Consider the following 23,192-nt stretch of genomic DNA (forward strand, 5'->3'; position numbering starts at 1 on the left):
ACAGATGAGCACTTTGCAACCCGCACGCCAGCTGCTTCCCGGCCTGTTGGCCATGTCCTGCGCACTCCCCGTATTCGCCGCCGACCAAGGTGGTTTCCTGGAGGACGCCAAGGCCACCCTCAACCTGCGAAACTTCTACATCAACCGCAACTTCGTCGACCCGACCCATCCGCAGGCCAAGGCCGAAGAGTGGACGCAGAGCTTCATCCTCGACGCCCGCTCCGGCTTTACCCAGGGCACCGTCGGTTTCGGCGTGGACGTACTGGGCCTGTATTCGGTCAAGCTCGATGGCGGCAAAGGCACCACCAATACCCACCTGCTGCCGGTGCACGACGATGGCCGCCCCGCCGATGACTTCGGCCGCCTGGGCGTGGCACTGAAAGCCAAGCTGTCCGAAACCGAGCTGAAAGTGGGCGAGTGGATGCCGGTACTGCCGATCCTGCGCTCGGACGATGGCCGCTCGCTGCCGCAGACCTTCCGCGGCGGCCAGCTGACCTCGAAGGAAATCGCCGGCCTGACCCTGTACGCCGGCCAGTTCCGCGGCAACAGCCCGCGCAACGACGCCAGCATGGAAGACATGTCGATGAACGGCAAGGCAGCGTTCACCTCCGACCGTTTCAACTTTGGCGGCGGCGAATACACCTTCAACGACAAGCGCACCATGATCGGCCTGTGGAATGCCCAGCTCAAGGATATCTACCGCCAGCAGTACCTCAACCTGGTGCACAGCCAACCCCTGGGCGACTGGACCCTGGGCGCCAACCTGGGCTACTTCATCGGCAAGGAAGACGGCGCCGAACGCGCTGGCGAACTGGACAACCGCACCGCCTCGGCCATGCTCTCGGCACGCTATCAGGGCCACACCTTCTACGTCGGCCTGCAGAAAGTCAGCGGCGACGACGCCTGGATGCGGGTGAACGGCACCAGTGGCGGCACCCTGGCAAACGACAGCTACAACTCCAGCTTCGACAACGCCAAGGAGCGCTCCTGGCAGGTGCGCCATGACTTCAACTTCGCCACCGTCGGCGTGCCAGGCCTGACCCTGATGAACCGCTACATCAAGGGTGACAACGTGACCGCAGGCGGTGTGGACGATGGCAAGGAATGGGCGCGGGAAACCGAGTTGGCCTATGTGGTGCAGTCGGGCAGCTTCAAGGACCTGTCGGTGAAGTGGCGCAACTCCACCATGCGCCGCGACTTCAGCACCAACTCATTCGATGAGAACCGGTTGATCGTGAGTTACCCGCTGAATCTGCTTTGAATTCTTCGCGGGCACGCCCGCTCCCACAAGGACCACACCAGCCTTGAAACCTGTGCGGTCCCTGTGGGAGCGGGCGTGCCCGCGAAGAGGCCATGGGCATCACCCAACCCGCCTTCAGCCGTGCCATTCAGAGCCTGGAGCACAGCTTCGGCTTCCCACTGGTCGACCGGGCCAGCAAAGCCCTGCCGCCCACCCCAGAAGGCCTGGTGGTGCTGCAACATGCCCGGCGCCTGGATATACCAGTGCGGGCTGCTGCCATTCGCTGAGCTGATGATGGTGGCAGGGGCGGGCTATCCTGAGCTATATCGGTCGCCTGTACCGGCCCTTTCGCGGGTAAACCCGCTCCCACAGGTCCAGCGCAGCCCTCAGGAGTTGTGGTGACCCTGTGGGAGCGGGTTTACCCGCGAAGAGGCCGGAACAGGCAATACACCTCGATCAGGCAACCAGGGAGGCACAACAATGAAAACCCTCGTCGACCACCTGAGCCAATACGCCAGCTACCACCGCGACCCACGCAACATCGCCACCCACTTCGTCGGCATCCCGATGATCGTGCTGGCGGTCACTATCCTGCTGTCGCGCCCTGGCTGGGAGGTAGCCGGCATGTGGCTGTCCCCTGCCCTGCCGGCGGCGGCGGCCTCGGTCTGGTTCTACCTGCGCCTGGATCTGCGCTTCGGCCTGGTGATGGGGTTGTTGCTTGGGCTATGCCTGTGGGTCGGCCAGGTGCTGGCGATGCAGACGACAGCGCTGTGGCTCGGCACCGGGCTGGGGGCGTTCGTGGTGGGCTGGATCATCCAGTTCGTCGGCCATTACTACGAAGGCCGCAAGCCGGCGTTTGTAGACGATGTCAGCGGATTGATCATCGGGCCGTTGTTCGTGGTGGCAGAAGCGGCATTCATGCTCGGCCTGTGCCCGGCCCTGAAACGCGCCGTCGAGGCCAACGCCGGGCCCGTGGTGGCGCGCTCTATGTAGGAGCGGCCTTGTGTCGCGATAGGGCTGCGAAGCGGCCCCGGCAATATTGGCTGCGAAGCTGAAGCCTAGGGGCCGCTGCGCGGCCCATCGCGACGCAAGGCCACTCCTACAAGGGACCGCGTAGTGGTCAGGTACGCGACTCCACACCCAGCTCATCCCACACCGACTCAGCCATGTGGAAGGTGGCATTGGCCGCCGGAATGCCGCAATAGATCGCGCTCTGCATCAGCACTTCCTTGATTTCGTCGCGGGTCACGCCGTTGTTGGCCGCCGCGCGCAGGTGCAGCTTCAGCTCGTCGTTGCGGTTCATGCCAATCAGCATGGCGATGGTGATCAGGCTACGGGTATGGCGCGGCAGGCCAGGGCGAGTCCAGATGTCACCCCAGGCGTGGCGGGTGATCATCTCCTGGAACTCGCCGTTGAAGTCGTTGAGCTTCTCCAGGCTGCGGTCCACGTGGGCATCGCCAAGCACTGCGCGGCGTACTTGCATGCCGGCGTCGTAACGTTGTTTCTCGTCCATGGCGGTATCCTCAGTGAGCCTGCAGGAAGGCGAGCACTCGGCGGCTGAACGCCTCGCCGATCTCGACGTTGGACAGGTGCGCCGCCGGGAAGTCGACGTACTCGGCACCCGCGATACCGGCCTGCATGAAGCGGCCGTGCTCCGGAGTGGTCACCACGTCCTCGGTACCGGCAACGATCAGCGCCGGCACCTGGATACGGCCCAGTTGCTCGCGGTAATCGGCATCACGCACCGCCGCGCAGTTGCCGGCATAACCTTGCGGACTGGTTTGCGCCAGCATCTGGCAGATGCGCTGGGCCTGCGCTGGCTGGGCCTGGGCGAAGCCCGGGGTGAACCAGCGGGCGATGGAGGCATCGCGCAGGTCGACCATGGCCTGCTGGCCGCCCTTGAGCACGGTGTCGATACGGGTGTTCCACACCTCGTCGTTGGCGATCTTGGCGGCGGTGTTGCACAGGGTCAGGCTGTGCAGGCGCTCGCCGGCGTTTATGCCCAACCACTGGCCGATCAAGCCGCCCATCGACAGGCCGACGAAGTGCGCCTTGGCGATATCCAGGCCATCGAGCAGGGCCAGCACGTCACGGCCCAGCTGTTCGATGCTGTAGGGGCCTTCAGTGACCAGCGACCCACCGTGGCCACGGGTGTCGTAGCGCAGCACGCGCAAGTGCTGGCTCCACAGTGGTATCTGTGTGTCCCACATGCCCAGGTCGGTGCCCAGCGAGTTGGACAGGACCAGCACCGGGGCGTTTTCCGGGCCATCGATCTGGTAATTCAAAACGCCATCGGCCAGTTGCAAGTGCGCCACAGCGGTCTCCTTCAGGCAGTGAAACGTTGATGTTCGGACACGGCGCGCGCCACCCAGACGCGGGCCTGGCCCAGGTAATTGGCAGGGTCGAGCAAGCGATCGAGTTCTTCGGCGGACAGTTCGGCACTGACCTGCGGCTCTTCACCCAGCACGGTGCGCAGGTGGCGCTGTTCGGCCACAGCGCGCTGGCAGCACTGCTCCAGCAGGTGATGGGCGTGGTCGCGGCCCAGGCGCTGGGCGAGGACGATGCTCACCGCTTCGGCCAGCACCAGGCCCTGGGTCAGGTCGAGGTTACGGCGCATGCGCGCGGCATCTACTTCCATGCCCTCGGCAATCACCTGGGCTTGGCGCAGCGCACCAGAGACCAGGCAGCAGATGTCCGGTAGGGTTTCCCATTCGGCATGCCACAGGCCGAGGCTGCGCTCATGCTCCTGGGGCATGGCGGCGAACAGCGTAGAGACCAGCCCCGGCACGCGGGTCGCGGCGCCGATCAGCACCGCGGCGCCGACAGGGTTGCGCTTGTGCGGCATGGTCGAAGACCCACCCTTGCCCGGCGCGGAAGGCTCGAACAGTTCCCCCGCCTCGGTCTGCATCAGCAAGCTGACATCGCGGCCGAACTTGCCCAGGCTACCAGCGACCAGGCCTAGTACCGAGGCAAACTCCACCAGGCGGTCGCGCTGGGTGTGCCAGGGCTGCTCGGGCAGGGTCAGCTTGAGCTGCTCGGCCAGGGCTTCGGCCACCGGCATCGCCTTGCTGCCCAACGCCGCCAGGCTACCCGAGGCGCCGCCGAACTGCAGCACCAGCAAGCGTGGGCGCAGCTCCTGCAAGCGCTGGCGATGACGGGTCAAGGCGCCCAGCACACCGGCCAGTTTCATGCCCAGGGTCACGGGGGTGGCGTGCTGCAGCCAGGTGCGCCCCACCAGCGGCGTGTCGGCGTGCTGCAAGGCCTGACGCGACAGGGTATCGGCGAGCTTGCCTAGATCGGCTTCGATCAGGTCGAGGGCAGCACGCAGCTGCAGGACCAGGCCAGTGTCCATCGCGTCCTGGCTGGTGGCGCCAAGGTGCACATAGCGCTCGGCTTCGGGCACGCCACTGGCAATCACCTTGCCCAACGCCTTCACCAGCGGGATCGCCGAGTTGCCAGCAGTGGCGATGGCATTGGCCAGCGCGCCAACGTCATAGCGCTCGGCGTGGCACGCCGCCTCGATGGCCGCTACAGCGCTATGCGGGACCAGCCCGGCAGCCGCCTCGGCACGCGCCAGCGCCGCCTCGAAATCGAGCATGCCCTGCAGGCGGCCACGGTCGGAGAAGATCTCGCGCATGGCCGGTGCGGTGAAGTAGGCGTCGAACAGTTGGTTGGTCATGCCACGTCCTTAATCATCGTGGTGCAGGTACGCCGCCTGCTTCGGCAGGCGCAGGCTGAACAGGAAGGCAATCGCCATCATCGCCGTCACGTACCAGTAGAAAGTGTTTTCCATGCCCAAGGTCTTCAGGCCCAGGGCCACGTACTCGGCCGAACCGCCGAACGCCGCGTTTGCCACTGCATAGGCCAGGCCCACACCCAGTGCGCGCACCTGCGGCGGGAACATCTCGGCCTTCACCAGGCCGCTGATCGAGGTGTAGAAACTGACGATACACAACGCCAGGGAAATCAGCACGAAGGCCATGAAAGGGCTGCTCACGGTCTTCAGCGCCATCAGCAACGGCACGGTGAACAGCGTACCCAGGGCACCGAACAGCATCATCGAGTTACGCCGGCCGATGCGGTCGGAGAGCATGCCGAAGAACGGCTGCAGCACCATGAACAGGAACAGCGCGCCGGTCATCACGTAGCTGGCGTTTTTTGCGGTCATGCCAGCGGTGTTGACCAGGTACTTCTGCATGTAGGTGGTGAAGGTGTAGAAGATCAGCGAACCGCCCGCGGTATAGCCGAGCACGGTGATGAAGGCCGCCGCGTGGTCGCGGAACAGGCCCTTGATGGTGCCGGCGTCCTTGTCCTGGCGGGTTTCGGCGCTGCTGGTCTCATGCAGCGAGCGGCGCAGCATCAGCGAGATCAGTGCGGCAATGGCACCGACCACGAACGGAATGCGCCAGCCCCAGGCGCGCAGCTCTTCTTCGGTGAGCAGCTGCTGCAGGATCACCACCACCAGCACCGCCAGCAACTGGCCGCCGATCAGGGTCACGTACTGGAACGAGGCGAAGAAACCGCGCTGGCCGCGCAGGGCTACTTCACTCATGTAAGTGGCAGTGGTGCCGTACTCGCCGCCTACCGACAGGCCCTGGATTAACCGGGCCAACAAAAGCAGCGCCGGGGCCCAGGTGCCGATGCTGGCATAGGTAGGCAGGCAGGCGATCATCAGGGAGCCGAAGCACATCATCAGCACCGAGATCATCAGGGAATTCTTGCGACCATGGCGGTCAGCGAGGCGGCCGAAGATCCAGCCACCGATGGGGCGCATCAGAAAGCCCGCGGCGAACACGCCTGCCGTGTTCAACAACTGCACGGTGGGGTCGTCGGAGGGGAAGAAAGCCGGGGCAAAGTAGATCGCGCAAAAGGCATAGACGTAGAAGTCGAACCATTCCACCAGGTTGCCTGAAGAGGCACCAACGATAGCGAAGATGCGTTTGCTGCGTTCTTCGCCGGTGTAATAGGCTGAGGTCATGGTGAGTTTACTCCTGGAGGGTCGCAGGTAATTCTAGACACACCTGGTAACACACTCGTTCCGCTATCTGGCTGGCATCTGGCCTTGAGTCTGGCAGGACCGGCCTCTTCGCGGGCAAGCCCGCTCCCACAGTGGGAGGCGTGGTTCCCCCTGTGGGAGCGGGTTTACCCGCGAAGAGGCCGGTACAGGTCAAACCCGCTCGATGGCCAGCGCCAAACCTTGGCCTACGCCCACACACATGGTCGCCAGGCCCTTACGCCCACCGCTCTTCTCCAGCTGGTGAAGCGCAGTCAACACCAGCCGCGCACCGCTCATGCCCAGCGGGTGGCCCAGGGCGATGGCACCGCCGTTGGGGTTCACCTGCGGTGCATCGTCGGCCACACCCAGCTCACGCAGCACCGCCAGACCTTGGCTGGCAAAGGCTTCGTTGAGCTCGATCACATCGAAATCATTCACCGCCACACCCAGGCGCTCGGTCAGCTTGCGCACTGCCGGCACCGGACCAATGCCCATCACTCGCGGTGCAACACCGGCGCTGGCCATGCCCAGTACGCGGGCACGTGGGGTCAGGCCGTGTTTCTTCACAGCCTCGGCCGAAGCCAGGATCAACGCCGCGGCACCGTCGTTCACGCCCGAGGCATTGCCGGCGGTTACGGTCTTGTCCGGGCCGTTGACCGGCTTGAGCTTGGTCAAGGCTTCCAGCGTGGTTTCCGGGCGCAGGTGTTCGTCTCGCTCGACGATGGTCTCGCCCTTCTTGTGCGCGATACGCACCGGCACGATCTCTTCGGCGAAGAAGCCGGCGGCCTGGGCCGCAGCAGCCTTCTGCTGGCTGCGCAGGGCGAAGGCGTCCTGGTCGGCACGCGAAACCTGGTAATCGTCGGCCACGTTGTCGGCGGTTTCCGGCATGGAATCCACACCGTACTGGCTCTTCATCAGCGGGTTGATGAAACGCCAGCCGATGGTGGTGTCTTCGAGCTTCATGTTGCGCGAATAGCCGCTTTCGGCCTTGCCCATGACGAACGGGGCACGCGACATCGACTCGACGCCTCCGGCAATCGCCAGCTCCATTTCGCCGCTGGCAATGGCGCGGAAGGCAGTGCCGATGGCATCCATGCCCGACGCGCACAGGCGGTTCAAGGTGACACCCGGAATGCTCTCCGGCAGGCCGGCCAGCAGCAGCGCCATGCGTGCCACGTTGCGGTTGTCTTCACCAGCCTGGTTGGCGCAGCCGAAGAACACTTCGTCAACCTGATCCCACTGCACGGTCGGGTTGCGCTCGATCAGCGCCTTCAGTGGCACGGCGGCCAGGTCGTCGGCCCGCACGCCGGCCAGGGCGCCACCGAAGCGGCCGATCGGGGTGCGAATGGCGTCACAGATGAATACGTCGCGCATCAGGCTTCTCCTGCGACCTGGCCATGGGCCGCGGCGGTACGGGCTTCGAGGTCACGCAGGGCGGACAGCTCGACTTCGGTCGGTTCGGCGGTGGTCTGCACATTGTCGGCAAAGCGGATCGCCCAGCCAGTGGCGGCGATGATCTGCTCGCGGGTCACACCCGGGTGGATCGCAGTGACGACGAATTCGTGGGTGCCGGCTTCCGGCTCCATGATGCACAGGTCGGTGATAATGCCGACCGGGCCGTCGCCTGGCAGGCCAAGGCGTTTGCGCGAGTCGCCGCCTTCACCGTGGCCAACCGAGGTGATGAAGTCCAGCTTGTCGACAAAGGCACGCGGCGACTGCTTGAGGATGATCAGTACCTGCTTGGCGGAACCAGCGATTTCCGGTGCGCCACCAGCACCTGGCAGGCGGGTTTTCGGGGCGTGGTAATCACCGACGACGGTAGTGTTGATGTTGCCGAAGCGGTCGACCTGGGCAGCGCCGAGGAAGCCGACGTCGATGCGCCCACCTTGCAGCCAGTAGCGGAAGATCTCGCCGGTCGGCACCACGGTGTCAGCGGTTTCGGCCAGCTCGCCGTCGCCGATAGACAGCGGCAGCACGCTTGGCTTGGCGCCGATCGGGCCGGATTCGTAGATCAGCACCACGTCTGGCGACGATGTCAGGCGCGCCAGGTTGGCAGCCTTGGATGGCAGGCCGATGCCGACGAAGCACACAGCACCGTTGCGCAGGCGACGGGCTGCAGCGACGGTCATCATTTCGGAAGTGGAGTAGCTCATTGTGCGGCCTCCGCAGTGCTGGCCAGCTTGGCCTTGAATTCGTTGAAATCGGCAGTGCCACGGATGTAGGTGTCGATCCAGGCGGTGAACGATTCGCGGCTACGCGCGATCGGGTCCCAGGCCTGGTAGAAGCGGTTGTCACGCTCGTAGTAGCCATGGGCATAGGACGGGTGCGCACCGCCAGGTACCAGGCATACCGCGCTCAGGGCCCAGGTCGGCAGCACACAGGCGTTCATCGGGGCCTGCAGGTCGTCGACGATTTCCTCGACGGTGACGATGCAGCGCTTGGCGGCCAGGGCGGCTTCCTTCTGCACGCCGAGGATGCCCCACAGCAGCACATTGCCTTTGCGGTCGGCCTTTTGCGCATGGATCACGGTCACATCCGGGCGCACCGACGGCACGGCTGCCAGCACTTCACCGGTGAACGGGCAGGTGACGCTCTTGATCAGCGGGTTGACCTTCGGCAGGTCGGAGCCGGCGTAGGCACGCAGCACGGCGAACGGCAGGCCAGAAGCACCGGCGACATAGGCGTTTGCCAGGTCGGCATGGCTGTGTTCTTCAATTTCGATGGCGTGTGGCCACTGCTTCTCGACGGCATCACGCAGGCGGTGCAGCGAACCGACACCTGGGTTACCACCCCAGGAGAAGATCAGCTTGCTGGCGCAGCCGGCGCCGATCAGCTGGTCGTAGATCAGGTCCGGAGTCATGCGCACCAGGGTCAGGTCGCGCTTGCCCTGACGGATGATCTCGTGGCCGGCGGCAGTCGGGATCAGGTGGGTGAAACCTTCGAGGGCGACGGTATCGCCATCCTGGATGAACTGCTTCACGGCTTCGTGAAGCGGGAGAATTGCAGCCATTTGGAGACTCCTGGTCAGGGTGCTTCGGTGAGCTCAGATTAAGGAGACTGGTGGGTGGCTTACAATCCGATAATCGACTATTTGTGCGATTATCGAACCATTTGTTGTCCTGCTACTCATTCACTAACGTGTCGAATTCTTCGCAGCACAAGGCTGCTCCTACAGCGGGCGGCGTCGCCTTTGTAGGAGCAGCCTTGTGCTGCGAAGGGCCGCAAAGCGGCCCTCGGGCTTCAGGTCGCGTCAGCGTGGCTCACCAGCCCTTTCACGATCACACCCACGGTCGCCAGCCCCGCCGGCACCAGCAATGCCGTCAGCACCTGTTCGAAGTTCCAGCCCAGCCCCAGCAGCGTCGCACCACTCCAGGCCCCGAGAATCGCACCGAAGCGGCCGATACCCAGCATCCACGATACCCCTGTGGCGCGGCCCTGTGTCGGATAGAAGCGCGCCGCCAGCGAAGGCATCGCCGATTGGGCACCGTTCACGCACATGCCGGCAACCAGCACCAGCGTGGCCAATACGGTGATGTTGCCCAGGCTCTGCCCCACGGCGTAGGCGAACACCCCGGCCAGCAGGTAGAAAATGCCGATCACCTTGTGCGGATTGAAGCGGTCCATGGCCCAACCCACACCGACGGCGCTCAGCACGCCACCGAACTGGAACAGTGCGCCGATGAAGGCAGCCTGTTCCATGCTCGCGCCGCTGTCGCGCATCAAGGTTGGCAACCAGCTGGTCAGCAGATAGACGATCACAAGGCCCATGAAATAGGTCAGCCACAACAGCATGGTGCCCATGCCGTAGGTACCGGAGAAGATCAGCGCAAACACGTTGCGCGCAGCCACTGCCTTTTGCTCCGGCACGCTGAAGCTGCCCGCCTCGGCCACCACCTGTGGCGCGATGGGCGACAAGGTCTTGCGCACCTTGTCGGTCCCCCGGTTGCGCACCACCAGGAACCGCGCTGACTCCGGCAACCACACCATCAGCACCAGCGCCAGCAGCAACGGCAGCACGCCACCGATCACCAGCAGGCTGTGCCAGCCGTAGGCCGGGATCATCTTGGCGGAAATGAAACCACCACCGGCCATGCCCAGGTTGAAGCCGCAGAACATGCTGGTCACCAACAGCGACTTGAGGCGCTCGGGGGTATATTCAGACAATAGCGTGGTGGCGTTGGGCATACCTGCACCAAGGCCCAGGCCAGTCAGGAAGCGCAACACCAGCAACTGATCGACGTTGGTGGCGTAGGCCGAGGCCAGGCTGAAGCCACCGAATACCAGCACTGCGCCCACCAGCACGCCCTTGCGGCCAAAACGGTCCGCCAGCGGGCCGGAGCCGAGGGCACCGAAAACCATACCGATCAATGCAGCACTCATGACCGGGCCGAGGCTGGCGCGGTCTATCCCCCACTCCTGCGAAAGGGCCGGGGCGATGAAGCCCATGGCGGCGGTGTCCAGGCCATCGAGGAAGACGATCAGGAAGCACAGCAACACCACCCGCCATTGGTAGCGGGACAGCGGCTGCTGATTGATGAACGACTGGACGTCGAGGCTATTGCCGACGTTGGTTTGCGCTTGATTCATTATTGTTTTCCAGAATGAGGGGCACAGCCAGCCCACTGCACACGATCAAACGGTACAGAGGACGATGATTTGAGGGAATGCGGCCGGCGTCAGCCTGGATATAACGGTACTGCGCGCGGGTGCGGCCGCGGCAGCGAGGGGACAGTATTCATGTTAAGTGCCTCTTATGTTTTTCTTGTTCGGTCGGCACAGCCGACCGTTGCGAGAGACATTAATCAGCGGGCGGAGGCGGCGCAATTCACCGCGAACGACACTGTGCGTTTATCGCACAGGAAAGGGTTTTGCCTGTTCTAAATTTGAAAGTGGCGCGCTGTGCGCCCTGCGGGGCTCAGCCAAACAACTGATGGCAAAGGTCCCGGCTGGCTGCGAGCAGGATCGGCAAGAACCGCTGCTCCAGCTCACTGCGCGTCACCCGCCCGACATGGGTACTCACATTCAACGCCGCCAGCACCTGCCCCGAGGCGTCATACACCGGCACCGCAATCGAGCGCAGCCCCTGCTCCAGCTCCTGGTCTACCACGCACCAGCCCTGGGCACGCACCTGCTGGATACAGGCGAACAGCGACTCGGGGTCGTGCAAGGTACGGCTGGTACGCGCCTTCAGGTCGGCACGCTCCAGGTATTCACGCAGGCTGGTGTCGTCCATGGCCGCCAACAGGATGCGCCCCATCGATGTGCAATAGGCCGGTAGGCGCCCGCCCACCGACAGGTCGACCGAAATCAGCCGCTCCACGGTGGCCGAACGGGCTATATAAAGAATGTCGTCACCTTCGAGCGTGGCCATGTTGGCCGCCTCGTGCAGCTGGTCGCTGATGCGGTCCAGGTAAGGCTGGGCGGAAATCGCCAACGGCGTCGACGACAGGTACGCATGCCCCAGCGTCAGCACTTTGGGCAGCAGCGAATAGGTGCGCCCGTCGGTGGTGGCGTAACCCAGCTTGATCAACGTGTGCAGGCAACGCCGTACCGCCGCACGGGGGATTTCGGTGCGGTGGCTGATCTGGGCGATGGTCAGGTGGCGCTTGCGTTCCTGAAAGGCCTGGATGACTGCCAGGCCTCGCGCCAGGGAGGTCATGAAGTCCGGGTCGCCGGTAAAGGCCTGGATGCGCTTGGCCGGTGACGCCACGATCGGCGGTGCCAGGGCTGCCGAGGCAGGTCGCCCCTGCTCCAGGTTGACCGACTCTGGATTGACGGAATCGCTGGCCAAGGTTTCGTCACTCATCGCACACCTCAAAAAAAAAAACGCCCACTCGTGCGATTATCGAACAAACGGCCGATAATCGCAATTGACCGCTGACACTTTTACTTATACCTTTCTCATGCCACTTGTGGCTTCTTTGGAGAGACTGGTCAGGTACCCACCGTAGAAGTCCCCAGGCAACGGCCTCGCCTTTTGGCGAGGCCGTTTTTCATTACCCTCCCGGTCGACGGTCCCGCTGCTGCACTGCAACGAACTTTTGTCCGTATTGCCTTTCAAACTTGTACGAAAGGCCCAAACTGTCATCGAATGCATTCCCTTACTTGCGTCTTGTGATGTCAGGGTTGGGTAAATTACGATGTTCAGCGAATATCGATTGCTATAATCGATTGCGCAGGCCTCGACGATGCCGTGGTAATGGAACCCTCCGCTGTATCAAGCCGTTGCGGCCAGCAAGGCATGTGCACGCTGCACAACGCTTAACAACTGTCATCAAACTTAATTCAGGTACTACTGTGACGAAAGATGAACTGCGCGCGGAACTCGAGCGCCAGGCTGAACGTTACAAGGATGTTTATGGTGGCGAAGTCACCACTTACGCCGCACAACCGGATCCGGAACGCAAACCTTGGCGCAAGCGCGCCAGCGTGCGCGACCAGGCCTTCAGCCAGGAACTGGAACGTATGGAAAAGGAACTGCGCAGCGACACTCCCTGACCCGGGACCACGCCAGCGCGTCGTCGCCCGGCCAGCCCGGGCGCGGTCGATCTTTACTGTCCGGCCGATGGTGAAATGGAATTACACAAATTTCATACGCCCGTTTGAAAAGAAGCGAAGCGGCTTTTTATCCAGCTTTTTGCCGGTTTTCGCCAGCTTTTACGCGCTTTAGCGGATATTTCCCTGCCGGCACGTCGCACCGTGCACATCACGCTCGCGCCAGGAAGATTGCCGTCGGTCTGTCGCAAATGCATCGATTGCCAACGTTTTCTGGCATAATCCCGCCCCCCTAAGACCGCCAGACAACCTTCATGATCGAATTATTCAGCGGACTGGATGCCTGGGTGTTGGTGAGCCTGCTGCTCGCCTTGACCTTCGTGCTCGCCTTCGAGTTCATCAATGGCTTTCATGACACCGCCAACGCGGTAGCTACCGTCATCTATACCAAAGCCATGCCGCCGCACCTCGCCGTGTTCTTCTCCGGCGTGTTCAACTTCCTTGGCGTTCTGCTCGGCGGTGTCGGGGTGGCCTATGCCATCGTGCACCTGCTGCCAGTAGAGCTGCTGATCAATGTGAACACCGGACACGGCCTGGCCATGGTCTTCTCGCTGCTGGCTGCGGCCATCACCTGGAACCTGGGCACCTGGTACTTCGGTATCCCCGCCTCCAGCTCGCACACGCTGATCGGCTCCATCCTCGGCGTCGGCCTGGCCAACGCCCTGATCAACGACATCCCGCTGGGCGACGGTGTCAACTGGCAGAAGGCTATCGACATCGCCATGTCGCTGGTGGTCTCGCCGATGGCCGGCTTCGCCGTTGCCGCTATGGTGCTGATCGGCCTCAAGTGGTGGCGTCCGCTGTCGAAGATGCACAAGACCCCCGAGCAGCGCCGCAAGCTCGACGACAAAAAACACCCACCGTTCTGGAACCGCCTGGTACTGGTGGTTTCGGCCATGGGTGTGAGCTTCGTGCACGGCTCCAACGACGGCCAGAAAGGCATCGGCCTGATCATGCTGGTGCTGATCGGTATCGTCCCGGCCAAATTCGTCCTCGACCTGAACAGCACCACCTATCAGATCGAGCGTACCCGCGACGCCACCTTGCACATGAGCCAGTTCTACCAGCGCAACGCCGCCACCCTGGGCGAGTTCCTGGCACTGGGCAAGGCCAAGTCCAGCGACCTGCCGGAGCAGTTCAGCTGCAACCCGCAGCAGACCGAGCCGACCATTGCCGCGCTGCAGTCCTCGCTGCAGGGCGTGACCGACTACCACAGCCTGAGTGCCGACAAGCGTGTCGAAGTGCGCCGCTACCTGCTGTGCCTGGACGACACGGCGAAGAAGGTCGGCAAGCTGCCAGGCCTGGAAGCCCGTGAAAAGGCCGATCTGGAAAAACTGCGCAAAGACCTGACCGCCACTACCGAGTACGCCCCGTTCTGGGTGATCGTGGCCGTCGCCCTGGCCCTGGGCCTGGGTACCATGGTCGGCTGGAAGCGCGTGGTACTGACCGTTGGCGAGAAGATCGGCAAGCAGGGCATGACCTATGCCCAGGGCATGTCGGCACAGATCACCGCGGCTTGCGCCATCGGCATGGCCAACATCTTCGCCCTGCCGGTATCGACCACCCACGTGCTGTCGTCCGGTGTGGCCGGCACCATGGTCGCCAACAAGAGCGGGCTGCAAGGCGGCACCGTGAAGACCATCCTGCTGGCCTGGGTACTGACCCTGCCTGCGTCGATGGGCCTGGCGGCCGGCCTGTTCTGGCTGGCGTCCAAAGCCATTGGCTGAGTGATACCGCAATAAGAAGAAGGCGCCCTCGGGCGCCTTTTTTGTATCCGCAAACACACACGCCTCTTGTAGGAGCGGCCTTGTGTCGCGAAAGGGCTGCAGAGCAGCCCCGGCAATTTGCGCATCTGCGCTGAAATCCCGGGGCTGCTTCGCAGCCCTTTCGCGACACGAGGCCGCTCCTACAGGTACAGCGCAGGCCTGTGGATAGGGCCGGTACAGGCAACCTACCTTTTCTTGCCCCCCAGCAACGACCCCATCAACCCACGCACCAACTGCCGCCCCAACTGGTTGGCCGCCTGGCGCACCGCCGACTTGATGGCCTGCCCTGCCGCACTCTGCAAGAACTCACCAGCCTTGTCGGCAAAGCTTTCTTCATCCGCCTTGGGTTGCGGCACGGGCTCCACCGGCTCGCCCTTGCGCTGGGTCAGCATCTCATAGGCCGACTCACGGTCCACCGGCTTGTCGTAACGCCCCGCCAGCGGCGAATTGGCAATCAGCACACTGCGCTCAGCCGCGCTCAACGGTCCGATACGCGACTGCGGCGGTGCAATCAGCACACGTTGCACCATCGCTGGCGTGCCCTTCTCTTCCAGTGTCCCCACCAGCGCCTCGCCAATACCCAGTTCGGTCAGCACCGCCAGGGTGTCGAACGCCGGGTTAGGGCGGAAGCCATCAGCCACCGCCCGCAGCGACTTCTGCTCCTTGGCGGTAAACGCCCGCAAGCCATGCTGAATGCGCAAGCCCAACTGGGCCAGCACCGCATCTGGCAAGTCCCCCGGCGACTGGGTGACGAAGTACACACCCACGCCCTTGGAACGAATCAGCCGCACCACCTGCTCCAGGCGATCCTGCAATGCCTTGGGTGTATCGTTGAACAACAAGTGCGCTTCATCGAAGAACAACGCCAGCACCGGCTTGTCGGCATCACCACGCTCGGGCAACTGTTCGAACAACTCGGCCAGCAGCCACAACAGGAAGGTCGCGTACACCTTGGGGGCATCGTGAACCAACCGGCTGGCGTCCAGCAGGTGGATACGCCCACGGCCATCCGGGTCTGGCCGCAGGAGGTCCTCGAGCTGCAACCCCGGTTCACCGAACAACGCCTCGGCGCCCTGCTGCTCCAGGGTCGCCAACCGGCGCAGAAGCGCCTGAGTGGAGGCCGTGGTCATCAGCGCGCTGTCTTCGCCCAGCAGTTGCGGGTTGTCCTTCAGGTGCGCGAGCAGCGCCTTGAGGTCCTTGAGGTCCAGCAGCAGCAAGCCTTCACGGTCGGCTACCTTGAACGCCGCATACAGCGCCGCCTGTTGGCTGTCGGTCAGTTCCAGCAGGTTGCCCAGCAGCAGCGGCCCCATTTCACTGAGGGTGGTACGCAGCGGGTGGCCGGACTGCCCGGCAATGTCCCACAGGCTCACCGGGTAAGCCTGGGGCCTGTGCCCCAGCCAGGGCATGCCGGCGATGCGCTCGGCCACCTTGCCCTGCGGCGCACCAGCAGCGCCCAGGCCGCACAGGTCGCCTTTGACATCGGCGGCGAACACCGCAACCCCCGCGTCACTGAACGCTTCCGCCAGATGCTGCAAGGTGACGGTCTTGCCAGTACCCGTAGCGCCCGCTACCAGGCCATGGCGGTTGGCCAACCTCATGGCTTGCCCAACCGGCTGGCCATCCGGGCCAGCACCTACAACGATGGTCGAAATTTCCGACATCTCTTAAATCCTCTGCTCAAGCTTTACCGTAATTCGGCCGATACCTGTGGGTGATATTCGCCTTAATAGAGAGGAACAACCGAAAAGGGACTTTTCGGGATATTGCACTGCTTTGCGACTCCACGCGTGCAAACGCCTGATATGAAACCTTAGCGGAACCGATTACGCCATGAACAAAAGCCTTCGTTTCAGCCACAAGATTCTTTTGGCAGCATCACTGATCGTGATACTCGCCTTCAGCCTTTTCACGCTCTACAACGATTACCTCCAGCGTAATGCGATCCGCGAGGACCTCGAGAACTATCTGGCTGAAATGGGCGCTTCCACTTCGACCAATATCCGCAACCTGTTCGAAGGCCGTATCAAGCTGGTGGAAAACCTGGCACAGAACATAGCCCAGGACCCGACCAACGCCGAAACCCTGATGGGCCAGAATGCACTGATCTCGAGCTTTCTCACAGTTTACGTGGGCAAGGTCGACGGTGGCTTCAGCGTGCGTCCTGACACGAAGATGCCAGACGGCTACGACCCACGCATCCGCCCCTGGTACAAGGACGGCATGAACGCCGCAGGCCCGATCCTGACCGAGCCATACATCGACATGGCCACCAACAGGATGGTCATCGGCATCATCAACAAAGTGTCCGGCAGTGTCGGTGTCGTCGGTGGCGACCTGGCCCTGGACGGCCTGGTGCAGATCATCAACTCGCTGAACTTCGGCGGCATGGGCTATGCCTTCCTGGTCAACGATCAAGGCAAGATCCTGGTGCACCCGGACAAAGACCTGGTGATGAAGTCGCTGTCGGACCTGTTCCCGCAGCACACGCCGAAACTGAGCGGTGAGCTGACCGAAGTGCAGAGCGACGGCCAGGCCCGCCTGCTGACCTTCACCCCGATCACCGGCCTGCCGTCGGCCAACTGGTACATCGGCCTGTCGGTGGACAAGGACAAGGCCTTCTCGATGCTGAGCACCTTCCGCACCTCGGCGGTAATCGCCACTCTGGTGGCGGTGGTGATCATCATCGGCCTGCTCGGCCTGCTGATCCGTGTGCTGATGCAGCCGCTGCACACCATGACCCGCGCCATGGAAGACATCGCCGAAGGTGAAGGCGACCTGACCAAGCGCCTGCGTATCCACAACCACGACGAATTCGGCATCCTGGGCAGCGCCTTCAACCGTTTCGTCGAGCGTATTCACAGCTCGATCCGCGAAGTGTCCTCGGCCACCGAGCAGGTCAACGAAGTAGCCCTGCGGGTCATCAGTGCCTCGAACTCGTCGATGACCAACTCCGACGAACAGTCCAACCGCACCAACAGCGTGGCCGCCGCCATCAACGAACTGGGCGCCGCCGCCCAGGAAATTGCCGGCAACGCCGCCCAAGCCTCGCAGCACGCCAGTTCGGCGCGGTTGCTGGCCGAAGAAGGACAGCAGGTGGTGGAACGCAACATTGCGGCAATGAACCGCCTGTCCGACCTGATCGTCACTTCCAGCGCGCACATCGAGACGCTGAACAGCAAGACCGTCAACATCGGTCAGATCCTTGAGGTGATCACCAGCATTTCCCAGCAGACCAACCTGCTGGCGCTGAACGCGGCCATCGAAGCGGCCCGTGCCGGTGAAGCCGGGCGTGGTTTTGCCGTGGTCGCCGATGAAGTACGCAACCTGGCGCACCGCACCCAGGAGTCGGCGCAACAGGTGCAGACCATGATCGAAGAACTGCAGGTCGGCGCGCGCGAATCGGTCGAGACCATGGACCAGAGCCAGCGCCACAGCCAGGACAGCATGCAGATCGCCAACCAGGCCGGTGAGCGGCTGGACAGCGTTACCGTGCGCATCGGCGAGATCGACGGCATGAACCAGTCGGTAGCCACCGCCACCGAAGAGCAGACCGCCGTGGTCGAGGCGATCAACATGGACATCAACGAGATCAACATGCTCAACCAGGAAGGCGTGGAAAACCTCCAGGCCACCCTGCGCGCCTGCTCCGACCTGGAGCAGCAAGCCGGCCGCCTGAAGCACCTGGTGGGCAGCTTCCGCATCTGACAAGTGCTACTCCTCTCTGTGTAGGAGCAGCCTTGTGCTGCGAAGAGGCCAGTACAGGCAATACAACTGTGTTGCCTTCTCTGGCCCCTTCGCAGCACAAGGCTGCTCTTACAACGCTTGTGCAGCCTACCTCTTCCCAACCCCGCCCAACCCCGATCGAACAAACTATCCTTCTGATAGGTCAACCTTTAGGCGCGTCATCGCCGGCCCGTTAACGCCGGATGACAGACCCGAAGACGATCCCGGAGGGATGCTGATCGTGCACATCGCCGACATCACCATGTTCTACGCCCCCGCCAGTGGTGGCGTACGTACCTATCTTGATGCCAAACACCACCGCCTCGACGCCATCCAGGGCGTCCGCCACAGCTTGCTGATACCCGGTGCCAGCGCCCAGCACGCCGATGGCATATACCAGGTGCCCGCACCGCCGCTGCCGTTCGGCAATGGCTACCGCTTCCCGGTACGCCTGGCCCCTTGGTGCAATGTGCTGCGCAGGCTCAAGCCCGACCTGATCGAAGTCGGCGACCCCTACCTGACCGCCTGGGCTGCGCTGGAAGCGCGGCGCAAGCTCGATGTGCCGGTAATCGGCTTCTACCATTCCGACCTGCCGCTGCTGGTCAGCAACCGCATGGGCAACTGGTTTACCCCCAATGTAGAGGCCTATGTCAGCAAGCTGTACGGCAATTTCGACCGGGTCCTGGCCCCCAGCCAGGTCATGGCCGACAAGTTGCGCCGCCTGGGGGTGCGCGATGTGCACGTGCAGCGCCTGGGCGTCGACCTGGCCACCTTCCACCCCAACCAACGCGACCCGCAGCTGCGTGCCGAACTGGGTATTGCCGAAACCAGTCGCCTGCTGATCTACGCCGGCCGTGGCTCGCGAGAAAAGAACCTGCCAGTGCTACTCGACTGCATGCAGCACCTGGGCCACCCCTACCACTTGCTGTTGGTGGGTTCGAACATGCCGGCCAACGTACCGCGGAACGTCAGTGTGATCGGTCACTTCTGCCCGGCACCGGAAGTCGCCCGGCTGATGGCCAGCGCCGACCTGCTGGTGCATGCCGGTGACCAGGAAACCTTCGGCCTGGTCATTCTCGAAGCGATGGCCAGCGCCACGCCGGTAGTGGCCGTGCGCGCAGGTGCTTTCGGCGAAATCGTCAACGAACAGTGCGGGCGCTTGTGCCGCCCCAACGATAGCCAAGCCATGGCGACGGCCGTGCAAGAGGCGTTCGAAGCCGGTGTGCGCACGCTTGGGGTACAGGCCCGTCGCCATGCCGAACAGCACTATTCGTGGGACAACGTGGTCACCGGCCTGCTGCAGCACTACCAGGCTGTGCTCGGCCACCAGCCACAGGTACGTGCCCATGGCTGAGCCGCTAACGGCATCGCGCAGCCTGATGCTGGTGCTGCACGATGTCGCGCCCGAAACGTGGCCAGACTACCAGCCTTTCGTCCAGGCCGTCGACGCCATCGGCGGCATCCCCATGACCTGGCTGGTGGTGCCGGACTTTCACCACCGCAACCCGCTGCAACGCTCGCCTACCTTCTGCCGCTTGCTGGAACGGCGCCTGGCCCAGGGCGACGAGCTTGCCCTGCACGGCTTCTACCATGCCGACAGCGGGCCACCACCGCGCACACCCGGCGAATACTTCATGCGCCGCATCTATACCCACGAAGGGGAATTCTACGCCCTTGACCAGCAGCAGGCCCTGCAACGCCTGGAGCATGGCCTGGCACTGTTCGCCCAGCAGGGCTGGCCAGTGTCAGGCTTCGTCGCGCCTGCCTGGCTGATGAGCGAAGGCACCCGCCAGGCACTGCGCCGTCTGCCGCTGCGCTACACCAGCACGCCACAGCACCTGTATCGTTTACCGGACTTCACCGCGATCAAGGCCCCAGGGCTTGTCTGGAGTGCACGCAGTGCCTGGCGCCGTGGCCTGTCACGGGTGCTGTGCGACTGGCAATGCCGGCGCTGGCGCGACGCCCAGACCCTGCGCCTGGGCCTGCACCCGGTGGACATGCGCCATCGCGCGTCCCGCGACTATTGGCTGAACACCTTGCACACGCTACTGGCACAGGGCCGCGAGCCGCTGACCAAGTCCACCTGGCTCGACCGCCAGGCCAGCGTATGAACCGCCTGGCCTGGCTGGCCCTGGCACTGCTGGGTGCCGTGCTGGTGCCGGCCCTGCTCGGTGGCAGCGAGCTGTTACCGAGGCTGCAGCGCTTCGCCCCCAGCCTCATGCTGACCTTGCTGGGCATGATCCTGCTTTGCTGGGTCATCAACGCCATCCGCTTGCGCCTGTTGCTCGGCCAGCAAGGAGCAAGGCTTGGGCGTCTGCGCAGCCTGGGTGTTGTGATGGCTACCGAGTTCGCCATCTGTACCACCCCCGGCGGCAGCGGCGGCCCCTTGACCCTGATGGCCCTGCTGGCACGTGACCGGATCGGCCCGGCGCGCAGCGGCGCGGTGTTTGCCATGGATCAGCTGAACGACCTGGTGTTCTTTTTCTGCGCGATGCTGGCTATTGCCGGCTATGCGCTGTTCCACAGCCTGGGCCGCAGCCAGGAGAGCATGTTGCTGGGCAGCGCGTTGCTGCTGTGCACGGCACTGGCCGGGGTGATCGGCCTGCTGCGCTACCGGCGCACGGTGATGCGCGTGAACGGCAGGTTGCTGCGCCGCCTGGGCATGAGCCGCCAGCGCAAGCGGCGCTGGGCACGCAAACTGCTACGCTTCATCGATGCACTGGCGCAGACCTGGCGCCTGCCCAAGCGTACGCTGACCTTGGTGTTCACCCTGACCTGCGCCCACTGGGGCCTGCGCTACAGCGTGTTGTATCTGGTATTGAGGGGGTTGGGGGTAGACCTGGCGTGGATCCCCAGCTTCCTGGTGCAGATGCTGTCGCTCAGTGCTGGCCAGTTCAGCCTGTTGCCGGGTGGTGCCGGCGCCGCCGAGCTGACTTCGGCCAGCCTGCTGACGCCACTGGTAGGCAGTTCGACCGCTGCTGCGGCGATCCTGATATGGCGGGCGGTCACTTACTACTTTTATCTGCTGGCGGGTGGGCCGGTGTTTGTGTGCCTGCTGGCGCGCCCGCTGCTGGAGCGTTGGCGGCGTCAGGCGGGTTGAGCTGCTGCCAGAGTTCGGCGGCGCCGGGGAAATCGGTGCCATCGGTGTCGGCCAGGGCTTCGGGGTCGTAGCGGGCCAGGCAGCCTTCACCGAGGGTGGGTGGGGGTGAGGCGGTGGGGTTATTGCGGGTCTTGGCCATTGCGTATGCCTCAGGATTGCCGGGGGCGCCTTGCGCCCCTTTCGCGACACAAGGCCGCTCCCACATGGAACGGGGTACACCCTACCCTTGTGGGAGCGGCCTTGCGTCGCGAAAGGGCTGCGCAGCAGCCCCAAGATCTCACCGCCAACCCGACTCTGTCAGTCAAACACCACAGTCTTGTTGCCATGCACCAGCACCCGGTCTTCCAGGTGATAACGCAGGCCACGGGCCAGCACCATCTTCTCCACATCACGGCCAAAGCGGACCATGTCGTCGATGCTGTCGGCATGGCTGACACGCACCACGTCCTGCTCGATGATCGGGCCGGCGTCCAGCTCTTCGGTTACGTAGTGGCAAGTCGCTCCGATCAGTTTCACACCACGAAGGGCGGCCTGGTGATACGGCTTGGCGCCGACGAACGACGGCAGGAAGCTGTGGTGGATGTTGATCACCTTTTCAGCATAGTCCTGGCACAGCTGCGGCGGCAGGATCTGCATGTAGCGGGCCAGCACCACCACGTCGGCGGCGTGCTCCTGCACCAGGCGCGAAACTTCGGCAAAGGCCGGTGCCTTGTCCTTGGGGTCGACCGGTACATGGAAGAACGGAATACCGTGCCACTCGACCATGCTGCGCAGGTCGTTGTGGTTGGAGATCACGCAAGGGATCTCGCAGTCCAGTTCATCGGTGTGCCAGCGGTGCAGCAGGTCGGCCAGGCAGTGCGACTCGCGGCTGGCCATCAGCACCACGCGCTTTTTCTGCGCCGAGTCGGTAATGCGCCAGGTCATGGAGAACTCTTCGGCGATCGGCGCGAACGCTTCACGGAAGGCTTCGATACCGAACGGCAGCGATTCGGCGCGGATTTCATGGCGCATGAAGAACCAACCGCTCTGCTCATCAGAGTGGTGGCTGGCTTCGTTGATCCAGCCATTGTACAAGGCCAGGAAATTACTGACTTTCGCCACGATGCCAACACGGTCGGGGCAGGCGATCACCAGACGATAGGTGCGCATGAATGAGACTCCAGAACTTCGCAAAGGCGCTCATTCTAGCGGCCCGCCAGGAAAAACGCAGTAATGATCGCAGCGGCCGTGGCCTGTGTTCCTGACGAGATGCACTGCCGGCATTCTCTGACAGACATGACGAAATGCAGGGTTAATTGTAAATTTTTGTTCACCTAGAGAAATGGTTGTCACAGCTTAGTTAACAGTTAATTGCCCAACAATATGTTTACTTGCGAGTATTGCCTGTCTATTATTGCCCCACACATTTCTGAACACGCATTAAGGAACACTCCATGTCCCTGATCAACGAGTACCGCGCTACCGAAGAAGCCATCAAGGAACTTCAGGCCCGCCTGGCCAACCTGTCGCAGGATGACAAGCTGAAGAAAGAACTGGAGTTCGAAGGCAAACTGCGCACACTGATGGGCGAATACTCCAAGTCGCTGCGCGACGTGATTGCCCTGCTCGACCCAGAGTCGAAACTGAGCAAGGCACCTCGTGGTGCGGTCAAGACTACCGCCACCAAGCGTGCACGCAAGGTCAAGCAATACAAGAACCCGCACAACAATGAAGTGATCGAAACCAAAGGCGGCAACCACAAGACCCTGAAAGAATGGAAAGCCAAGTGGGGTGGCGATGTGGTTGAAAGCTGGGCGACCCTGCTGGACTGAT

The 23,192-nt window shown here is 63.2% G+C and carries 20 protein-coding genes and 2 pseudogenes; 11 read left to right on the top strand and 11 right to left on the bottom strand.

The window, feature by feature from the left end; genetic code table 11:
- The first annotated feature begins 4 nt into the window (after positions 1-4).
- The 3 genes and pseudogenes from M1D87_RS21325 (at position 5) to M1D87_RS21335 (ending at position 2,233) form a co-directional block, all read left to right on the top strand.
- Complete coding sequence (locus M1D87_RS21325; RefSeq protein WP_123084925.1) at positions 5-1,261, top strand: OprD family porin; 1,257 nt, start codon at positions 5-7, stop codon at positions 1,259-1,261.
- An 86-nt stretch (positions 1,262-1,347) separates the two neighbouring features.
- Positions 1,348-1,494 (top strand): annotated as a pseudogene (locus M1D87_RS21330) (LysR family transcriptional regulator); the annotation flags it as partial.
- A 226-nt stretch (positions 1,495-1,720) separates the two neighbouring features.
- Positions 1,721-2,233, top strand: coding sequence for an Mpo1 family 2-hydroxy fatty acid dioxygenase (locus M1D87_RS21335; protein ID WP_013974039.1), 513 nt, complete (start codon positions 1,721-1,723; stop codon positions 2,231-2,233).
- Between the two features lie 127 nt (positions 2,234-2,360).
- Here the strand turns inward: M1D87_RS21335 and pcaC are convergent, their stop codons facing one another.
- The 9 genes from pcaC to pcaR form a co-directional block, all read right to left on the bottom strand.
- Positions 2,361-2,753: a 4-carboxymuconolactone decarboxylase gene (gene pcaC, locus M1D87_RS21340; RefSeq protein ID WP_013974040.1), complete on the bottom strand. Its 393-nt coding sequence runs from the start codon at positions 2,751-2,753 to the stop codon at positions 2,361-2,363.
- 10 nt (positions 2,754-2,763) lie between these two features.
- Positions 2,764-3,555 (bottom strand): 3-oxoadipate enol-lactonase, encoded by a 792-nt coding sequence (gene pcaD, locus M1D87_RS21345; protein ID WP_061551888.1) that lies wholly within the window; start codon positions 3,553-3,555, stop codon positions 2,764-2,766.
- A gap of 11 nt (positions 3,556-3,566) precedes the next feature.
- On the bottom strand, positions 3,567-4,919 hold the full coding sequence (locus tag M1D87_RS21350) for a 3-carboxy-cis,cis-muconate cycloisomerase (RefSeq protein ID WP_123084926.1): 1,353 nt from the start codon (positions 4,917-4,919) through the stop codon (positions 3,567-3,569).
- Between the two features lie 9 nt (positions 4,920-4,928).
- The gene (locus M1D87_RS21355; RefSeq protein ID WP_215520805.1) at positions 4,929-6,218 is read right to left on the bottom strand and encodes an MFS family transporter; all 1,290 of its coding nucleotides are present in this window, start codon (positions 6,216-6,218) and stop codon (positions 4,929-4,931) included.
- 189 nt (positions 6,219-6,407) lie between these two features.
- The gene (gene pcaF, locus M1D87_RS21360; RefSeq protein ID WP_169774743.1) at positions 6,408-7,613 is read right to left on the bottom strand and encodes a 3-oxoadipyl-CoA thiolase; all 1,206 of its coding nucleotides are present in this window, start codon (positions 7,611-7,613) and stop codon (positions 6,408-6,410) included.
- On the bottom strand, positions 7,610-8,389 hold the full coding sequence (locus M1D87_RS21365) for a CoA-transferase subunit beta (protein ID WP_123084928.1): 780 nt from the start codon (positions 8,387-8,389) through the stop codon (positions 7,610-7,612). The genes pcaF and M1D87_RS21365 overlap by 4 nt, the downstream gene beginning before the upstream one ends.
- Entirely contained in the window at positions 8,386-9,246 is an 861-nt protein-coding gene (locus M1D87_RS21370; protein ID WP_015271654.1) for a CoA transferase subunit A, read from the bottom strand. The genes M1D87_RS21365 and M1D87_RS21370 overlap by 4 nt, the downstream gene beginning before the upstream one ends.
- 230 nt (positions 9,247-9,476) lie before the next feature.
- Positions 9,477-10,823 carry a 4-hydroxybenzoate transporter PcaK gene (locus M1D87_RS21375; RefSeq protein ID WP_023660978.1) on the bottom strand — a complete coding sequence of 449 codons (1,347 nt, stop codon included), beginning with the start codon at positions 10,821-10,823 and terminating at the stop codon, positions 9,477-9,479.
- Positions 10,824-11,151: 328 nt separating this feature from the next.
- Positions 11,152-12,042: a pca regulon transcriptional regulator PcaR gene (gene pcaR, locus M1D87_RS21380; protein ID WP_013974048.1), complete on the bottom strand. Its 891-nt coding sequence runs from the start codon at positions 12,040-12,042 to the stop codon at positions 11,152-11,154.
- Between the two features lie 491 nt (positions 12,043-12,533).
- Here pcaR and M1D87_RS21385 point away from each other — a divergent pair, with 491 nt between their 5' ends.
- Positions 12,534-12,734 (top strand): hypothetical protein, encoded by a 201-nt coding sequence (locus M1D87_RS21385; RefSeq protein WP_003259583.1) that lies wholly within the window; start codon positions 12,534-12,536, stop codon positions 12,732-12,734.
- Positions 12,735-13,045: 311 nt separating this feature from the next.
- Entirely contained in the window at positions 13,046-14,518 is a 1,473-nt protein-coding gene (locus tag M1D87_RS21390; RefSeq protein ID WP_013974049.1) for an inorganic phosphate transporter, read from the top strand.
- 224 nt (positions 14,519-14,742) lie between these two features.
- Here the strand turns inward: M1D87_RS21390 and M1D87_RS21395 are convergent, their stop codons facing one another.
- Positions 14,743-16,218, bottom strand: coding sequence for a helicase HerA-like domain-containing protein (locus tag M1D87_RS21395; protein WP_123084929.1), 1,476 nt, complete (start codon positions 16,216-16,218; stop codon positions 14,743-14,745).
- Between the two features lie 313 nt (positions 16,219-16,531).
- Between M1D87_RS21395 and M1D87_RS21400 the strand changes: the two are divergent.
- The 5 genes and pseudogenes from M1D87_RS21400 to M1D87_RS21420 form a co-directional block, all read left to right on the top strand.
- Positions 16,532-17,356, top strand: a pseudogene (locus M1D87_RS21400) (PDC sensor domain-containing protein); the annotation flags it as partial.
- Between the two features lie 141 nt (positions 17,357-17,497).
- Complete coding sequence (locus M1D87_RS21405) at positions 17,498-18,262, top strand: methyl-accepting chemotaxis protein (RefSeq protein WP_370464237.1); 765 nt, start codon at positions 17,498-17,500, stop codon at positions 18,260-18,262.
- A gap of 250 nt (positions 18,263-18,512) precedes the next feature.
- The gene (locus tag M1D87_RS21410) at positions 18,513-19,634 is read left to right on the top strand and encodes a glycosyltransferase family 4 protein (RefSeq protein ID WP_123084930.1); all 1,122 of its coding nucleotides are present in this window, start codon (positions 18,513-18,515) and stop codon (positions 19,632-19,634) included.
- Positions 19,627-20,391 (top strand): DUF2334 domain-containing protein, encoded by a 765-nt coding sequence (locus M1D87_RS21415; RefSeq protein ID WP_123084931.1) that lies wholly within the window; start codon positions 19,627-19,629, stop codon positions 20,389-20,391. Before M1D87_RS21410 ends, M1D87_RS21415 begins: the two co-directional genes overlap by 8 nt.
- On the top strand, positions 20,388-21,380 hold the full coding sequence (locus tag M1D87_RS21420; protein WP_061551882.1) for a lysylphosphatidylglycerol synthase transmembrane domain-containing protein: 993 nt from the start codon (positions 20,388-20,390) through the stop codon (positions 21,378-21,380). Before M1D87_RS21415 ends, M1D87_RS21420 begins: the two co-directional genes overlap by 4 nt.
- A gap of 297 nt (positions 21,381-21,677) precedes the next feature.
- Here M1D87_RS21420 and purU read toward each other — a convergent pair whose 3' ends face one another.
- Positions 21,678-22,529 carry a formyltetrahydrofolate deformylase gene (gene purU, locus M1D87_RS21425; RefSeq protein ID WP_023662871.1) on the bottom strand — a complete coding sequence of 284 codons (852 nt, stop codon included), beginning with the start codon at positions 22,527-22,529 and terminating at the stop codon, positions 21,678-21,680.
- A gap of 284 nt (positions 22,530-22,813) precedes the next feature.
- On the opposite strand from purU, the gene mvaT reads away from it, so the two are divergent.
- Positions 22,814-23,191, top strand: a complete 378-nt coding sequence (gene mvaT / locus M1D87_RS21430; RefSeq protein ID WP_003259590.1) for a histone-like nucleoid-structuring protein MvaT — start codon at positions 22,814-22,816, stop codon at positions 23,189-23,191.
- Position 23,192 lies beyond the last annotated feature (1 nt).

The organism is Pseudomonas sp. SA233, assembly GCF_054792385.1.

Bases quoted from the DNA above. Each gene is read 5' to 3' on its own strand.
- M1D87_RS21420 (WP_061551882.1), top strand. From the start codon at position 20,388: ATGAACCGCCTGGCCTGGCTGGCCCTGGCACTGCTGGGTGCCGTGCTG.
- mvaT (WP_003259590.1), top strand. From the start codon at position 22,814: ATGTCCCTGATCAACGAGTACCGCGCTACCGAAGAAGCCATCAAGGAA.
- M1D87_RS21390 (WP_013974049.1), top strand. From the start codon at position 13,046: ATGATCGAATTATTCAGCGGACTGGATGCCTGGGTGTTGGTGAGCCTG.
- M1D87_RS21405 (WP_370464237.1), top strand. From the start codon at position 17,498: ATGACCAACTCCGACGAACAGTCCAACCGCACCAACAGCGTGGCCGCC.
- M1D87_RS21415 (WP_123084931.1), top strand. From the start codon at position 19,627: ATGGCTGAGCCGCTAACGGCATCGCGCAGCCTGATGCTGGTGCTGCAC.
- M1D87_RS21355 (WP_215520805.1), bottom strand. From the start codon at position 6,218: ATGACCTCAGCCTATTACACCGGCGAAGAACGCAGCAAACGCATCTTC.
- M1D87_RS21375 (WP_023660978.1), bottom strand. From the start codon at position 10,823: ATGAATCAAGCGCAAACCAACGTCGGCAATAGCCTCGACGTCCAGTCG.
- M1D87_RS21365 (WP_123084928.1), bottom strand. From the start codon at position 8,389: ATGAGCTACTCCACTTCCGAAATGATGACCGTCGCTGCAGCCCGTCGC.
- M1D87_RS21325 (WP_123084925.1), top strand. From the start codon at position 5: ATGAGCACTTTGCAACCCGCACGCCAGCTGCTTCCCGGCCTGTTGGCC.
- purU (WP_023662871.1), bottom strand. From the start codon at position 22,529: ATGCGCACCTATCGTCTGGTGATCGCCTGCCCCGACCGTGTTGGCATC.
- pcaC (WP_013974040.1), bottom strand. From the start codon at position 2,753: ATGGACGAGAAACAACGTTACGACGCCGGCATGCAAGTACGCCGCGCA.
- M1D87_RS21395 (WP_123084929.1), bottom strand. From the start codon at position 16,218: ATGTCGGAAATTTCGACCATCGTTGTAGGTGCTGGCCCGGATGGCCAG.
- M1D87_RS21335 (WP_013974039.1), top strand. From the start codon at position 1,721: ATGAAAACCCTCGTCGACCACCTGAGCCAATACGCCAGCTACCACCGC.
- M1D87_RS21410 (WP_123084930.1), top strand. From the start codon at position 18,513: ATGCTGATCGTGCACATCGCCGACATCACCATGTTCTACGCCCCCGCC.
- M1D87_RS21350 (WP_123084926.1), bottom strand. From the start codon at position 4,919: ATGACCAACCAACTGTTCGACGCCTACTTCACCGCACCGGCCATGCGC.
- M1D87_RS21370 (WP_015271654.1), bottom strand. From the start codon at position 9,246: ATGGCTGCAATTCTCCCGCTTCACGAAGCCGTGAAGCAGTTCATCCAG.
- pcaR (WP_013974048.1), bottom strand. From the start codon at position 12,042: ATGAGTGACGAAACCTTGGCCAGCGATTCCGTCAATCCAGAGTCGGTC.